Genomic DNA, 13,850 nt, shown 5'->3' on the forward strand with positions numbered 1-13,850 from the left:
GTCAGCCCCCCTGTACGGCGGTGAGGACCTCGACGCGGTCGCCGTCGCCGAGCGTGGTCGTGGGCCAGGCGCTGCGCGGCACGACCGCCTCGTTGACGGCGGCCGCGACCCCGGAGCGGGACGGGGTGAGGGTGGCGACGAGGGCGTCGAGGGTGGTCCCGGAGGCGAGCGCGCGGGGCTCGCCATTGACGGAGATGGTCATGCGGTCGTCAGCTCCCAAGGTGCGCAGGTGAAGCGTCGGGGGGTGAACGGGCGCGCCTCGTCGGGCAGTTCACCGGTGGTCAGGACGTGCGCCATGACGTCGCCGGTGACCGCGGTGAGCAGCACGCCGTTGCGGTAGTGGCCGGTCGCGAGAAGGAGCCCGGGCAGTGCGGTCGGGCCGAGCAGGGGCGCGTTGTCGGGGGAGGCGGGGCGAAGTCCGGCCCGGGTCTCGGTGAGCGGCAGCTCGGTGATCCCCGGCACCAGCTCGTGGGCGTCGCGCAGGAGTTGGTACACCCCGCCCGCGGTGACCGTGGTGTCCCAGCCGAGCTCCTCGCTGGTGGCGCCGACGACGAGCTCGCCGTTCTCGCGCGGTACGAGATAGACCTCGCTGCCCCGCACCACCGCCCGCACGGTCCGGGACAGGAAGGGCGCGTAGGCGGGCGGCACGGTCAGCCGCAGGACCTGGCCCTTCACGGGACGTACGGGAGGCAGGAGCTCTTCCGGTACGCCCGCGAGGCGGCCGCTGAGGCTGCCCGCGGCGAGCACGACCTGGTCGGCGGCGAGCTCGGTGCCGTCCGCCAGGACGATGCCCGAGGCCCGCTCCCGTACGACCGAGAGCCGCTCGGCCCAGCCGTGCGTGAATCGCACCCCGGCCTGTACGCACGCGCTGACCAGCGCCTTCGCCAGCCTTCTCGGGTCGATCTGGTGGTCGCCGTCGACTCGCAGACCGCCGCGCACGCCGGGCGCCAGCATGGGTTCCAGACGGCGGCAGTCGCGCCCGGACAGCCACTCGGACTCCAGGCCGCAGCGGACCTGGAGCGCGTGCAGGTCGCGCAGGTGGGCGCGGTCGTCGGAGTCGAGCGCCACGGCGAGCGTGCCGCAGGCGCGGTAGCCGGTGTCGAGGCCGGTGACCTCCGTCAGCTCGGCCGCGAAGGCCGGGTAGCGGCGGGCGGACTCGACATTGAGGGCGAGCAGCGTCTGCTCGCCGTAGTGGAGCTCGGTCACGGCGGCGAGCATCCCGGCCGCGACCTGGGCGGCGCCGCCGCCCGGCTCGGGGTCGGCGAGCACGACACCGAGGCCGCGCTGGGCGGCCCGCCAGGCGGTGACGAGCCCGATGATGCCGCCCCCGACCACGAGGACGTCGGACCCGTTCCCGGACCCGTTTCGTGAAGAACGCATGGGCGTCCAGCCCCTCCCTTCGCCGGCATGACCCGGATCAGGTTCGTACGGTCGGAGGCCGCCAGCCTCCCTCTCAGCCCGGTGCGTCCGGGCTCCCGCGAGTGCTTTACGCCTGCCACCATAGCCCGAGCCCCCAGCCCCGAGTAAGGGAGCGTCCGGGCGACCGGGGGGTGCCCGCGTTGACCGGACCCCTTACCTGACGAACAGTCAGCTGCTTATGGTGATCGGGTGAGCGAACAGCAGACGCATTCCGAAACGCGGCACGTGGTCGTCGTCGGCGCGGGCATGGCCGGCGTGCAGACCGCGGTGGCCCTGCGCGAACAGGGCTTCGCCGGAGCCATCACCCTCATCGGCGCCGAACCCCACCAGCCCTACGACCGGCCCCCGCTGTCCAAGGCCGTCCTGCTCGGCAAGGCCGAGGGCTCCGCCTTCGAGGTGGACTTCGAGGCCCTCGGCGTGGACCTGCGCCTGGGCCTCGAAGTCACCGGGGTGCGGCCCGCCGAGCACGTGGTGGTCACCGAGGCGGGCGAGGTCGGCTACGACACCCTGGTCATCGCCACCGGCGCCGAACCGCTCACCCTGCCCGGCAGCGGCGGGGTGCCCGGCGTCCATCTGCTGCGCACCCTCGACGACGCGCGGCGCCTGCGTCCGGTCCTCGACCAGCGGCACCGGATCGTGGTGGTGGGCGCCGGGTGGATCGGCGCCGAGTTCGCGACGGCCGCGCGCGACGCGGGCTGCGAGGTCACCGTGGTCGAGGCCGCCGACCGCCCGCTGGCCGGGGTGCTCCCCGCCGAGGTCGCGGCCCCCATGGCCGGCTGGTACGCCGAGTCCGGCGCCGAACTCCTCACCGGCGCCCGGGTCCAGGCGGTCGTGCCGGGCGAGGTGCTGCTCGCCGACGGCCGCCGGCTGCCCGCCGACGCGGTGGTCATCGGCATCGGCGCCCGCCCCGCGACCGGCTGGCTGACCGGTTCGGACATCGCCCTCGGCCCCGAGGGCGCGATCACCGCGGACGCCCGCCTGCGCACCTCGGTCCCCGACGTGTACGCGGTCGGCGACTGCGCTTCCTTCCCCTCGGCCCGATTCGGCGAACGCCTGCTCGTCCATCACTGGGACAACGCGCTCCAGGGCCCGCGCACGGTCGCCGCCGACATCGTGGGCGAGGCCGCCGCCGACTACGACCCGGTCCCGTACTTCTGGTCCGAGCAGTTCGGCCGCTTCGTCCAGTACGCGGGCCACCACACGGACGCCGACGAACTGGTCTGGCGCGGCGACCCGTCCGAGGCCCCGTGGTCGGTCTGCTGGCTCCGGGAGGGCGCGCTGGTGGCGGTCCTGGCAGTGGGCCGCCCAAGAGACCTGGCCCAGGGCCGCAAACTGATCGAGACGGCCAAGCCCCTGGACAGGGAAAGGGTGACGGATTCGGCTGTGCCGCTGAAGTCGGCGGTGCAGGGGTAGCGCGGACGTCGAGGTTCTGGCCGGCGAACATGCTGCCAAGGGGCGCGGGGAACTGCGCGAGCAACCACGCACGGTCGGCAGCCGAGCGAGTATCGAGCCCCTCCGGCGTTTGAGGAGAAGGGGGTCCGAGGGCCGCAGCCCCCGCCGACACGCCGCGGAGGGTGCCGGGGGCACAGCCCCCGAGGGACCACCCCGGTACCGAGTGTCAGTGCGAGGTGGCACGCTTGTGACCGTGACCGAGATTGACGCAAAGATTGATGCTCTCGTCCCCGCCTGGCTCTACCTCCCCGACATCGCGGAGATGCTGGACGTGGAGGTGACGCGCGTACGGCAGCTGGTCAAGGAGGGCCAGCTCATCGCCGTACGCCGCGGTGAGAACAGGGCGCTGCAGGTGCCCGCCGCCTTCATCGACACCGACAAGGTGGTGAAGGGCCTGGTCGGGACGCTGACGCTGCTGAGGGACGACGGCTTCTCCGACGAGGAGATGCTGGAGTGGCTCTTCACTCCCGACCCGAGCCTGCCCGGCACCCCCGCGCAGGCCCTCAGTGAGAATCGCGGCACGGAGGTGAAGCGCCGCGCCCAGGCGCTCGCCCTCTGAGTCGTAACAGCCCACCCGACAGTGCCGGCAAGCCCGCGGTGTACGGTCCGGTCCACCCGGCCCGTACACCGCGCGGCCCGGCCGAAGACGAACACCAACGGGGGACCTTCCATGCCCACGGCCCGTGAGCAGCTCGCCGACGCCCGCCTCTACCTGTGCACCGACGCCCGTAAGAGCCAGGGCGATCTGCCCGAGTTCCTGGACGCCGTCCTTACGTCGGGCGTGGACATAGTGCAGCTGCGGGACAAGGGCATGGAGGCCGCCGAGGAGCTGGAGCACCTGGCCGTTTTCGCGGACGCCTGCCGCCGGCACGGCAAGCTGCTCGCGGTCAACGACCGGGCCGACGTGGCGCACGCCATCGGCGCCGACGTGCTGCACCTGGGCCAGGGCGACCTGCCGGTGCCCGCCGCGCGGGCGATCCTGGGCGACGAGGTGCTGATCGGCCGCTCCACGCACGCGAACGAGGAGGCCGCCGCGGCCGCCGCCGAGCCGGGTGTGGACTACTTCTGCACGGGCCCCTGCTGGCCCACCCCCACCAAGCCGGGCCGGTACGCGCCGGGCCTCGACCTCGTGCGCCACACCGCCTCGCTCGGCACCGACCGGCCCTGGTTCGCGATCGGCGGCATCGACGCGGGCAACCTGGACGAGGTTCTGGACGCGGGCGCCGACCGCGTCGTCGTCGTACGGGCGATCACCGAGGCCGGCGACCCGGCCGCGGCCGCCGCCGACCTCGCCAAGCGGGTCCGGGAGCGGCTCGCGTAGCCCCCTGTCCGAGGGGTGGACAGAAGTCCGGCAATTGAGACAATTCACCCTCGTTTGTTGGGGTGCCGACCAGCCCTGGCTAACCTGCCAGTATGGCCCTAGGCACAGCTTCCACCAGGACTGATCGCGCGCGAACCGTGCGCGACATGCTCGCGACCGGCGAGACGACGTACTCCTTCGAGTTCTACGCGCCCAAAACCGAGAAGGGCGAGCGGAACCTCTGGAACGCGCTGCGCCGGGTCGAAGCGGTTGCCCCCGACTTCGTCTCCGTGACGTACGGAGCCGGCGGCTCCACCCGTACCGGAACCGTCGAGGCCACCCAGCAGATCACCGAGGACACCACCCTCACCCCGGTCGCCCACCTCACCGCCGTCGGCCACTCGGTCGCCGAGCTGCGCCACACGGTGGGGCAGTACGCCGATGCCGGGATCCGCAACATCCTCGCGGTGCGCGGCGACCCGAAGGGCGACCCCATGGGCGAGTGGGTCAAACACCCCCAGGGCGTGACATACGCGGCTGAACTCGTCGAGCTCATCCGGGAATCGGGCGATTTCTGCGTCGGCGTCGCGGCCTTCCCGGAAATGCACCCGCGCTCCACGGACTGGGATTCCGACATCCGGCACTTCGTGGACAAGTGCCGCGCGGGCGCGGACTACGCCATCACGCAGATGTTCTTCGAGCCCGAGAACTATTTGCGGCTGCGTGACCGGGTCTCGGCGGCCGGCTGCGAGACCCCGATCATCCCCGAAGTCATGCCCGTGACCAGCGTGAAGCAGCTGGAACGACTGCCCCAACTCAGCACCGCGGCCTTCCCGGAGCACCTGCGGGACCGGATGCTTGCCGTCAAGGACGATCCGGCCGCTGTACGCTCCATTGGCATCGAGTTCGCCACGGAGTTCTGCTCGCGGCTGCTCGCCGATGGCGTACCCGGGTTGCACTTCATTACCCTCAACAACTCCACGGCGACGCTCGAAATCTACGAGAATCTCGGCCTGCACCAGCAGGCGTAGCCGAAAACCGGCCCGGGTCAGGGGACAGCTGTACCCGGGGCAGGAGAATGAGGGGCGTACATGGGCTGGACGGTCCTCTACATCGCGTTCGCAATTGTCGCACTGTGGCTGCTCGGCGAGGTGCTGTTGCAGTACAAGGCGCGGCTGCGCTGGCGGTTGCTCGCCTTCACCGGATTCGTGGGCGTGGTCCTGGGCGTCCTCATCCCGTCCGTGTTCGTGATCATCCTGGGTGCGATCGCCTTCGCCGTCGGCCAGGTGTACGTCACGCTCTCCTTCCGGCGCGGCTTCTCCACCGGCTGGGCACTCGGTGGCAGGCCGGGCGCGAGCCGCCGCCGCAGGGCGAGCCGCGGCAAGAGCGCCCCCGCCCCGGAACCGGTCCTGGAAGTCTCGGACCTCCAGTACGAGGACGTCTCCGCCGCCGGCTCACCGGACGAGAACGGCGAGATGCCGCACGCCGGTCCGGGCCACGGCGACTCGGTCTACGAGCCGCAGCCGATGCCCGACGAGACCGGCCAGTACGGCATCTACAGCCCCGCCCAGCAGCCCGAGGCACAGTACCCCGCCTACGACCCCCAGCAGCCGTACGCCGACCCCTACGCCCCGCAGTACGACGAGCCCGGCGCCGGGCAGCAGCAGTACGCCGCCTACTCGGACCCGTACATCGGCAACGGCGGCCAGGCATACGGCACGTACAACGGCTACGACAGCTTCGGCGGCCAGCAGTCCTACCCCGCCGACCCGCTCACCGCGCAGTACGCGACGGACACCCCGCCCGGCGGCGTCTGGGTGCCGCAGCAGCGCGACGGGGAGTACGTCCCCTACGAGCAGCAGCAGCCCCAGGAGCCGCAGCAGCCGGGCCAGCAGCCGTACGACCCGAACCACCCGGATCTGCCGCACTACCCCGAGCAGCAGCCCTACCGCTACTGACCGATCCCGGCACCGCTCCCCGGACCGTTCGCCGGGCCGGGGCTCACTGCGAGCCGCGGAAGTCGTCGCCCTCCACGATCAGCCCCGCCACCAGCGCGCCCGTCATCCCGGCGTGCGCGAGCCCGCCGCCCGGGTGCGCCCAGCCGCCCGCCAGGTAGAGACCCGGCAGACCGGTGGTGTTGGACGGGTGCAGCAGCGTGGCCCCGGCGCCGGCCAGCGAGGGCGCGGGCACCGAGCCGCCCCCGGCACCGGTCGCCTCCGCGATGTGGACCGGGGTGCGGGACTCGTGCCAGAGCATCCGCTCCCGCAGGTCGGGCACGGCCCGTGCGGCGGCCTCGATGAGCCTGTCCGTGTACCGCTGGACCAGCGCCTCGTCCGTCCAGTCGACCGGCCCGCCGTGGGCGACCGTCGCCGTCAGCGTCACCGCCTCGTGGTCGTCGTCGGGCCGCACCGCCGGATCGTCGGGGCGCAGCACCGTGACCGTCGGCGGCTCGTCGTGCCGTCCCGTGAAGGCCGCGCGGGCCTCGGCCGTGGCGTCGGGGGAGTGGACCACCGTGCGGTGCGCGGCGTCCGCGGGGCGGGCGCCGCGCAGGGCGAGCAGCACCGTGAAACGGCTCGGCCGGGCCGTGGCGGCGGGGCGGACGGTGTCCGGCCCCCACAACTCCCGGCCGGGCAGCATCCGTTCGAGGCCGCGCGGGTCCGCGCCGCACACCACGTGGTCCGCCTCCACGAGGGTGCCGTCAGCCAGCTCGACGCCCGCCGCCCGGCCGTCCTTCTCGCGGACCCGAGCCACCTCGGCGTCGAAGACGAATTCGACCCTCCTCGCCAGGCAGCGCTCGTACACCGCGCGCGCCAGCTCCCGCATGCCACCGCGCACGTACCAATTGCCGAAGGTCTGCTCCATGTACGGCAGAACCGCCGCCGAGGCGGGGGTCGTGTCCGGGTCCAGGCCGTATTCCAGGGCGTAGCTCTTCAGGAGCGTGCCCAGGTGCCCGCCGCCCAGCTCCCACTCGGCGATCTCGCCCAGCGTGGCCGCCTGCCGGGGCGGGCGGAGCAGCCGGCGCCGCTTCGGCGCGGGATACGGCTCGCGGGCCAGGACCTGCCAGTTGGGCCACAGCGGCTCCTCCAGGAGCGGCCGGCGCGTGCGGTCCCAGGCCTCCCTGGCCCGGATCAGGAACGCGCCCCAGCGCTCGCCCGCGCCCGCCCCCAGAGCCGCGTCGAGGGCCGACATCACGCCCGCGCGCGAGGCGTTGGGCAGCGACACCTGCGTACCGTCGGCGAAGAGGTGGCGCGAGGCCGGATCCACCGGAGCCGGCTCCACGAGGCTCTCCAGGGGCTCCTTGCCGGTCTTCACGAACAGGTCGCGGTAGACGGCGGGCAGCCGCAGCAGACCGGGGCCGGTGTCGAAGACGAACCCGTCCCGCTCGAACCGCCCCAGTGCGCCGCCGTACGTCGACGAGCGCTCGTACACCGTCACCCGGTGGCCTGCCACGGCCAGCCGGGCAGCAGCCGCCATGGCGCCCACACCGGCGCCGATCACCGCAATCCGTGCCATGTCCGCGACTGTATCCGCCGCCACTGACAACTCACTCCGGCGGTCGCCGAACCCCCGCCGCGGCCAGCCGCTTCTCCTCCCGGCGCTGCGCCCTGCGCCGCCGGAAACGGCGGATCCTGCGCCACAGCACGACCAGTATCACGATGCCGATGAGCAGCAGGGTGCCCGCGATCACGGCCGCCGCGAGCGGGTGGAAGATCGCGAAACTTATGATCCCGGCGACGCCCAGGTCCTCCGCCGTGCTCAGCGCGATGTTGCTGAACGGCTCGGGCGAGGTGTTCACCGCCATCCGCGTCCCGGCCTTGACCAGGTGGCTCATCAGCGCCGTCGAACCGCCCACCGCGCCCGCCGCGAGATCCGGCAGCGAGCCGTTCTGTCCGGCAAGCAGCGCCCCGACGACCGCGCCCGCGATCGGCCGGATCACCGTGTGCACGGAATCCCAGACCGAGTCGACGTACGGGACCTTGTCCGCGACCGCCTCGCAGAGGAACAGGACGCCGGCGGCGATCAGGACGTCCGGGCGCTGGAGCGCCTCGGGCACGTCGTCGGTGAGGCCGGTGGCGCCGAAGATGCCGAGCAGCAGGACCACCGCGTACGCGTTGACCCCGCTCGCCCAGCCGCTGGTGAACACGAGGGGGAGTACGGACACGGTCGCGATGTTAACCAGATCCGGCCGTTGACGACTGAGGTTGAGCACGGACGTCTGAGTATCCGTACCTAGGAGGTGAGATGAGTACCTGCACGGATGGGCTCCTACCTGCGCGGACGGGAAGGTGGAGCCCACGGAAGGGGCGCGGCGCCGGCACCGCCGACACGGGGCGGCGGAACCGGCGCGGCTCCCTGGACGTAACGGGGTACGGGGGGAGACCCGGGGGGACGTTCGGGGGGAAGCGCCGGGCCGGTGCGGTTCATGGAGGATTTGAACCGCACCGGCCCGGCGTATTTTCGTTTCCGGAGCCGGGCCTACCGGCCGCTGACTCTGCCGTGCAACAGCCTTGACAGCGCCGCGTGGACGTCGTCCAGGGAGCGCTCGCTCTGGAAGGCCTGCCAGTCGAGCGCGGCCACCAGGACCATGCCGACCAGGGCCGCGGCCGTGAGCGGGATGTCGATCTCCTCGCTCAGCTCGCCCTCCGCCACCGCGTCCCTGAGCACCGTCTCGACGACCGCCACCGCCTCCCGGCGCACCACCAGGAGGGTGGACTGCCAGGCGCGGTTGGTGCGCCACAGCTCGGCGACGTACAGCTGGGTGAAGGCGGGGTAGCGGTGGATGAAGTCCAGGCCGGCCCGGATCATCGCGTCAAGCGCCTCGACCTTGGTTCCGCCCCGCTCGGCGGTTTCGTCCGCGGCCGCCTGCAAAGACGCGGTCAGCAGACCCACGCCGTGGCGCAGCAGCTCCTCGAAGAGCTCGGTCTTGCTCTTGAAGTTGTAGTACACCGTGCCCTTGGCGACGCCGGCCCGCTCGGCGATCTCGTCGACCGTGGTGGCCGAGAATCCCTGTTCGGCGATGAGCGTCACAGCGGCCTCGTAGAGCTTCTGCCGGGTCGCCTGCCGTCTGGTGCTGCTGCTGTCCATGGCGTCGATTCTCACAGGCTCAGCTCGGGGTGCAGCCGGTCGAGCGACCACACCTGCTTCTGCCGGGCGGACAGCGCCGTCAGCGCGAGGGCGCCCACGGTGAAGGCCGCCAGGACCGCACAGCCCTGCCACACCACGCCCAGGTCACCGCCGGTGATCAGCCTGCGCAGCCCGTCCACGACGTAACTCATGGGCAGGTAGGGGTGGATGGCGTTGAAGAACGCCGGGCTCGTCTGGACGGGGTAGGTGCCGCCCGCCGAGGTCAGCTGGAGCATCAGGACGGCGAGCACCAGGATGCGCCCGGCCGCCCCGAACTTGGCGTTCAGCCACTGCACGATGGCCGCGAAGCAGCAGGAGGTCAGCGCCAGATAGCCCAGCGTTCCCGCGGTCCGCTGCATTTCGAGGCCGAGCCCGAAGTGCAGCACCGACATCAGCGCGGCGATCTGGAGCACCCCGACGGCCGCCACCGGCAGCCAGCCCGCGAACGCGATCCGCCAGGCCGAGGCCCCGGCGGCCAGGGCGCGCCGGTTGAGCGGCTGGATCAGCATGTACGCGACCATCGCGCCCACCCACAGGGAGAGCGGGATGAAGTACGGGGCGAACCCGGTGCCGTAGTTGGGCGCCTTGTGCATCGCCTGCGAGGCCAGCCTGACCGGGTCGGCCATCACGTCGGTGCGCTGGTCGCGCTGCTGCTTGTCGTAGTCGGGGATCTTGCCCACGCCGTCGTGCAGGCCGGTCGACAGCTGGACGGAGCCGTCGGAGAGCTTCACGATCCCGCCGTCCAGGGCGCTCGCGCCCTTCTTCAGCTTGCCGACGCCCGTGTCGAGGCCGGTGGAACCCGTCTTGGCGGTGCCCAGACCGGCGTGGATGTCGGCCGCGCCCTTGGCGACGGCGTGCGCGCCCTTGTTCAGCCTGTTGATGTCGGCGACCTTCGTCTCCAGGTCGGTGGAGAGCTGCGGCGCCTTCTCGGCCAGGTCCCTGGCCTTGGTCTGGAGGTCTTCGAGGTCCTTGTCGAGCTTCTTGAAATCACCGCCCTGGTCCTTGACGAGGTTGTTGACGTCCGCGGTAAGGGTCGCGCCGGTGGCCATCACCTTCTTGGCCTCGTTCAGCGCCGGGCAGACCTTGCCGTCGGCGGGCTTGTCCACACAGAGCTGCTGGTAGAGCGTGTTGAGGTCCTCGGAGGCCTTGCGGGTGCCGGTCGCCGCCTCGGGGGCGAGCTCGATGATCTTCTTGAGGTTTTCCCGTACGGGCTGGATCGAGTCGGCGAGGAGCTTGGCGGAGTCCCCGACGGTCTTGCCGTTGTCCTTGAGGTGCGGCCGCGCCTTCTCGGCCGCCCCGTTGGCCTCGTCCGCGATCCGCTGGGTGCCGTCGGCGACCTGCTGGGCGCCGCCCGCGAGGGTGCCCGCGGCCGTGTCGAGCTTCGTGATGCCGCCGGCCAGCTTGCCGCTGCCGTCCTTGGCGTCGTCGAGCCCGTCGGCCAGTGCCTTGGAGCCGTCCTTGGCCTTGCCGAGCCCGTCCTTGAGGTCGCCCGCGCCCTTGGCGGCCTTCTCGGTGGCGTCGTGGATGTCCCCGAACGAGATGAAGATCTTGTCGAGGAAGGAGCGCGAGGCCTTGCTGGAGGCGGCGGCGCGCACCTCGGAGAACACCGTCTTGGAGATCGACCCCACGATGTAGTTGTTCGCGTCGTTGGTCCGCACCTGGAGCGCGCCCGTCTCGGGGACGTCCCCGGAGCTGGACGCGATCCTCTTGCTGAAGTCGGCGGGCATCGTCAGCGACAGGTAGTACGTGCCCTTCTCCAGGCCCTTGCGCGCCTCGGCGCCGCTGACCTCGTGCCACTCGAAGGTCTTGCTGTCGAGCAGCTTCTTGCTGAGGTCGTCGCCCACATGGAGCTTCTGCCCGGCGGCATCCGCCCCCTTGTCGTCGTTGACGAGCGCCACCGGAATCCGGTCGAGCCGGCTGTAGGGGTCCCAGAACGAACACAGGTACAGCGCGCCGTAGAGCAGCGGCAGCAGGAGCAGCGCGACCAGTGCGGCCCGCGGAAGCTTCCCCCTGCCGAAACGCTTCAGCTCAAGCGCTGCCAGTCGTGGCGAACGCATCCGCCGCCCCCTCCTCGTTCGTGGCCCCGTCCTTGGCGCCCACTTCTGTCGTCACTACGGTGATGTCGGCCTCGGCGGGCGCCTCGCTGCACACCGCGAGCACGGTGGTGCCGGCGTCCGCGACCGAGCGAAGCAGCGCCCAGGCGGCGGCCCGTTCGGCGTCCGACAGCTTCAGGTCGGTGTCGTCGACCGCGAGCAGCCGGGGCCGCTGGATCAGCGCGAGCGCGACCGTGAGACGCAGCGCCTCAAGGCGTTCGAGATCGCGTACGGAGGTGTGGTCGCGCTTGGGCAGCGAGGCGAGGTCCAGGCCCGCCGCGGCCAGCGCCTCGTCGATCCGGGCGCGGGACTCGGCCCGGCGCCGGGCGGGGGAGCGCAGCAGCGCCCGCACCGAACCGTCGTAGCGGCGCTGCAGCATCACGCGCTCGCGCAGGTGCTCGGCGACGGTGAACGCCGGGTCGAGCTCGCTGACGCCGGGCACATGGCCGAGTGCGCTGATCCGCCGCACGGCGGCCATCTTGCGCGGCAGCTGATGGCCGGCCACCTGCGCCCAGCCCTCGGCGGGCTTCATCCGGCCGGTGAGGGCGAGCAGCAGGCAGGTCCGGCCGGAACCGGAGGGGCCCGCGACCGCGACGAGCGAGCCGGGGGCCGCGTCGATGCCGACCCCCCTGAAGGCCCAGCCGCGCGGCCCCTTGAGCCCGAAGCCCTCGGCACGGATCGCCGCGCCGGTCACTTCCGAGTGCGGGCTTTCCACATTCCCCCCTGCTCTGCGCGTCCCCCGGGCCGGAACTCCGGCCCCCTTATTTTGAACTGACTGGTCAGTACAAAAGATAGCCCGAACCCGTATGCGAGGCAAAGCCGCAGGCCGGCGGCCGATTCGGGCCGATTGTCAGTGGGGGGCCTCACGATGGACACATACGGCCACAGTGCCGTCACACGACGACAGGAGGTTCGTCATGGCCAGCTCCCACGCAGCAGCCGCACCCCGGCGCCGCGCCAGCAGCCCTGCCCCCTCACTGAACGGCGCCCCCAACGACGTCCACCCCGTGCTGCGCCGGGCCGGTGCGCCACCCGCCGCCCTCGACCTGCTCGCCCAGGCCCGCGGCGGCCTGGACGAGGCGGCCGTCCTCGACGCCCCCAACGAGCGGTACGCGACGGCCCATCTGGCCGCCCTGCGCACCGCGGCCGCCGTCCTCGCCGCGCGCGGCCGGCCCGAGACCAGCCCGCGCCGCAGGCAGCGGATCCGCAGCGCCTGGGAAGTGCTGCCGGAGATAGCGCCCGAACTGACCGAGTGGAGCGCCCTGTTCGCCTCGGGGGCGGACCGGCGGGCCCGCGCCGAGGCCGGCATCCAGGGCGCGGCCACCACCCGGGACGCCGACGACCTGCTCCGCGACGCGGCGATGTTCCTGCGCCTGGTCGAGCGCCTCCTGGTCCTCCAGCCCGTGCTGCCCCAGCCCAGGACACGCGAGCCGGAGGCGGAGGAGGAACGGGGGGCCGGCTGACGGCGCCCGGTCCGGCCCGGCGGCAGTGGCCCGCGGCTGATCCGGAACGGCTCGGGCAGGTGCCAGGGATGACGGGACGCCGCTTCACCTCCCATTAGGGTGGACGCGTCGCAACCCCTTCCCACGCCGCGTCCGCGGCGGCACCGCGCCGAGGAGTCAACTGCCGTGTCGGACCCCATGCGCCCCCGCGCCTCCCTCCGTACCGCCGTGGTCTGGGAGGTCCTCAAGGAAGCGCTCGACCGCCGGGTCGAGGCGACCGGGCGCGAGGCCCTGGACGTGCTCGACACCGGTGGCGGCTCCGGCAACTTCGCGGTGCCGCTGGCCGCCCTCGGACACCGGGTCACGGTGGTCGACCCCAGCCCCAACGCACTGTTCGCACTGGAGCGCAGGGCCGCCGAGGCAGGGGTCGCCGAGCGGGTCCAGGGCGTCCAGGGCGACGTCCTCGGCCTCTTCGACGTGGTCGAGCGCGGAGGCTACGACGCGGTGCTGTGCCACGGCGTCCTGGAGTACGTCGAGGACCCGGCGGAAGGCGTGCGCAACGCGGTGGACGCGCTGCGTCCGCAGGGCGCGCTCAGCCTGCTCGCCGCGGGCCTGGGCGGCGCGGTGCTCTCCCGCGCGCTCGCCGGACACTTCACCGAGGCCCGCCACGCGCTGTCCGACCCGGCAGGCCGCTGGGGCGCGGGCGACCCGGTCCCGCACCGGTTCACCGCCGAGCAGCTCACCGAGCTCGTCGGCGGCGCCGGGGCCACCGCCGGGTCGGTGCACGGCGTGCGGGTCTTCGCCGACCTGGTCCCCGGCGTCCTGGTGGACACCGAGCCGGGCGCCCTGGACGCGCTCCTCAAGCTGGAGGCCGCGGCTGCCGAACTGCCCGCCTTCCACGCCGTCGCCACCCAGCTGCATGTACTGGGCGAGAAGCGCGGCTGACCCCGCTCCGCCCGTCCCCGGCGGGCTGATCAGCGACGCTGTGCTGCATGGAGTACGCCACAGGCCCCCCGATCG

14 protein-coding genes and 1 riboswitch are annotated in these 13,850 nt (G+C 72.5%); of the genes, 7 read left to right on the forward strand and 7 right to left on the reverse strand.

Features of this window, described 5'->3' with window-relative positions:
• Window position 1 precedes the first annotated feature (1 nt).
• On the reverse strand, window positions 2–202 hold the full coding sequence (gene thiS, locus IE206_RS06770) for a sulfur carrier protein ThiS (RefSeq protein WP_053727752.1): 201 nt from the start codon (window positions 200–202) through the stop codon (window positions 2–4).
• On the reverse strand, window positions 199–1,380 hold the full coding sequence (thiO, locus tag IE206_RS06775; protein WP_189961086.1) for a glycine oxidase ThiO: 1,182 nt from the start codon (window positions 1,378–1,380) through the stop codon (window positions 199–201). Before thiO ends, thiS begins: the two co-directional genes overlap by 4 nt.
• Window positions 1,378–1,489, reverse strand: a riboswitch (TPP riboswitch). Its footprint overlaps the gene before it by 3 nt.
• A gap of 119 nt (window positions 1,490–1,608) precedes the next feature.
• On the opposite strand from thiO, the gene IE206_RS06780 reads away from it, so the two are divergent.
• The 5 genes from IE206_RS06780 to IE206_RS06800 all read left to right on the forward strand — a co-directional run bounded on the left by IE206_RS06780 (window position 1,609) and on the right by IE206_RS06800 (window position 6,129).
• Complete coding sequence (locus IE206_RS06780; protein WP_189961087.1) at window positions 1,609–2,832, forward strand: NAD(P)/FAD-dependent oxidoreductase; 1,224 nt, start codon at window positions 1,609–1,611, stop codon at window positions 2,830–2,832.
• A gap of 232 nt (window positions 2,833–3,064) precedes the next feature.
• Window positions 3,065–3,430, forward strand: coding sequence for an Rv2175c family DNA-binding protein (locus IE206_RS06785; RefSeq protein WP_053727812.1), 366 nt, complete (start codon window positions 3,065–3,067; stop codon window positions 3,428–3,430).
• Window positions 3,431–3,541: 111 nt separating this feature from the next.
• The gene (gene thiE, locus IE206_RS06790; RefSeq protein WP_189961088.1) at window positions 3,542–4,192 is read left to right on the forward strand and encodes a thiamine phosphate synthase; all 651 of its coding nucleotides are present in this window, start codon (window positions 3,542–3,544) and stop codon (window positions 4,190–4,192) included.
• Window positions 4,193–4,284: 92 nt separating this feature from the next.
• Entirely contained in the window at window positions 4,285–5,202 is a 918-nt protein-coding gene (metF, locus tag IE206_RS06795; protein WP_189961089.1) for a methylenetetrahydrofolate reductase [NAD(P)H], read from the forward strand.
• Between the two features lie 60 nt (window positions 5,203–5,262).
• A complete protein-coding gene (locus IE206_RS06800; protein WP_189961090.1) occupies window positions 5,263–6,129 on the forward strand; it encodes a hypothetical protein in 867 nt (288 codons plus the stop codon).
• Between the two features lie 43 nt (window positions 6,130–6,172).
• Here IE206_RS06800 and IE206_RS06805 read toward each other — a convergent pair whose 3' ends face one another.
• The 5 genes from IE206_RS06805 to IE206_RS06825 form a co-directional block, all read right to left on the reverse strand.
• Complete coding sequence (locus IE206_RS06805; protein ID WP_189961091.1) at window positions 6,173–7,684, reverse strand: phytoene desaturase family protein; 1,512 nt, start codon at window positions 7,682–7,684, stop codon at window positions 6,173–6,175.
• 31 nt (window positions 7,685–7,715) lie between these two features.
• Window positions 7,716–8,333: a DUF4126 domain-containing protein gene (locus tag IE206_RS06810; RefSeq protein WP_189961092.1), complete on the reverse strand. Its 618-nt coding sequence runs from the start codon at window positions 8,331–8,333 to the stop codon at window positions 7,716–7,718.
• Between the two features lie 314 nt (window positions 8,334–8,647).
• Window positions 8,648–9,256, reverse strand: a complete 609-nt coding sequence (locus IE206_RS06815; RefSeq protein ID WP_189961093.1) for a TetR/AcrR family transcriptional regulator — start codon at window positions 9,254–9,256, stop codon at window positions 8,648–8,650.
• Window positions 9,257–9,267: 11 nt separating this feature from the next.
• Window positions 9,268–11,352: a YhgE/Pip family protein gene (locus tag IE206_RS06820; RefSeq protein ID WP_189961094.1), complete on the reverse strand. Its 2,085-nt coding sequence runs from the start codon at window positions 11,350–11,352 to the stop codon at window positions 9,268–9,270.
• Complete coding sequence (locus IE206_RS06825) at window positions 11,324–12,103, reverse strand: ATP-binding cassette domain-containing protein (protein ID WP_189961095.1); 780 nt, start codon at window positions 12,101–12,103, stop codon at window positions 11,324–11,326. Before IE206_RS06825 ends, IE206_RS06820 begins: the two co-directional genes overlap by 29 nt.
• A gap of 202 nt (window positions 12,104–12,305) precedes the next feature.
• Between IE206_RS06825 and IE206_RS06830 the strand changes: the two genes are divergently transcribed.
• The gene (locus IE206_RS06830; RefSeq protein ID WP_189961096.1) at window positions 12,306–12,851 is read left to right on the forward strand and encodes an SAV_6107 family HEPN domain-containing protein; all 546 of its coding nucleotides are present in this window, start codon (window positions 12,306–12,308) and stop codon (window positions 12,849–12,851) included.
• A 165-nt stretch (window positions 12,852–13,016) separates the two neighbouring features.
• Window positions 13,017–13,775 carry a class I SAM-dependent methyltransferase gene (locus IE206_RS06835; RefSeq protein WP_189961097.1) on the forward strand — a complete coding sequence of 253 codons (759 nt, stop codon included), beginning with the start codon at window positions 13,017–13,019 and terminating at the stop codon, window positions 13,773–13,775.
• Window positions 13,776–13,850: the final 75 nt, after the last annotated feature.

The sequence above is a fragment of the Streptomyces violascens genome (assembly GCF_014649955.1).
Lineage (GTDB): Bacteria > Actinomycetota > Actinomycetes > Streptomycetales > Streptomycetaceae > Streptomyces > Streptomyces violascens.

Bases quoted from the DNA above. Each gene is read 5' to 3' on its own strand.
- thiE (WP_189961088.1), top strand. From the start codon at position 3,542: ATGCCCACGGCCCGTGAGCAGCTCGCCGACGCCCGCCTCTACCTGTGC.
- metF (WP_189961089.1), top strand. From the start codon at position 4,285: ATGGCCCTAGGCACAGCTTCCACCAGGACTGATCGCGCGCGAACCGTG.
- IE206_RS06830 (WP_189961096.1), top strand. From the start codon at position 12,306: ATGGCCAGCTCCCACGCAGCAGCCGCACCCCGGCGCCGCGCCAGCAGC.
- IE206_RS06800 (WP_189961090.1), top strand. From the start codon at position 5,263: ATGGGCTGGACGGTCCTCTACATCGCGTTCGCAATTGTCGCACTGTGG.
- thiS (WP_053727752.1), bottom strand. From the start codon at position 202: ATGACCATCTCCGTCAATGGCGAGCCCCGCGCGCTCGCCTCCGGGACC.
- IE206_RS06805 (WP_189961091.1), bottom strand. From the start codon at position 7,684: ATGGCACGGATTGCGGTGATCGGCGCCGGTGTGGGCGCCATGGCGGCT.
- thiO (WP_189961086.1), bottom strand. From the start codon at position 1,380: ATGCGTTCTTCACGAAACGGGTCCGGGAACGGGTCCGACGTCCTCGTG.
- IE206_RS06820 (WP_189961094.1), bottom strand. From the start codon at position 11,352: ATGCGTTCGCCACGACTGGCAGCGCTTGAGCTGAAGCGTTTCGGCAGG.
- IE206_RS06815 (WP_189961093.1), bottom strand. From the start codon at position 9,256: ATGGACAGCAGCAGCACCAGACGGCAGGCGACCCGGCAGAAGCTCTAC.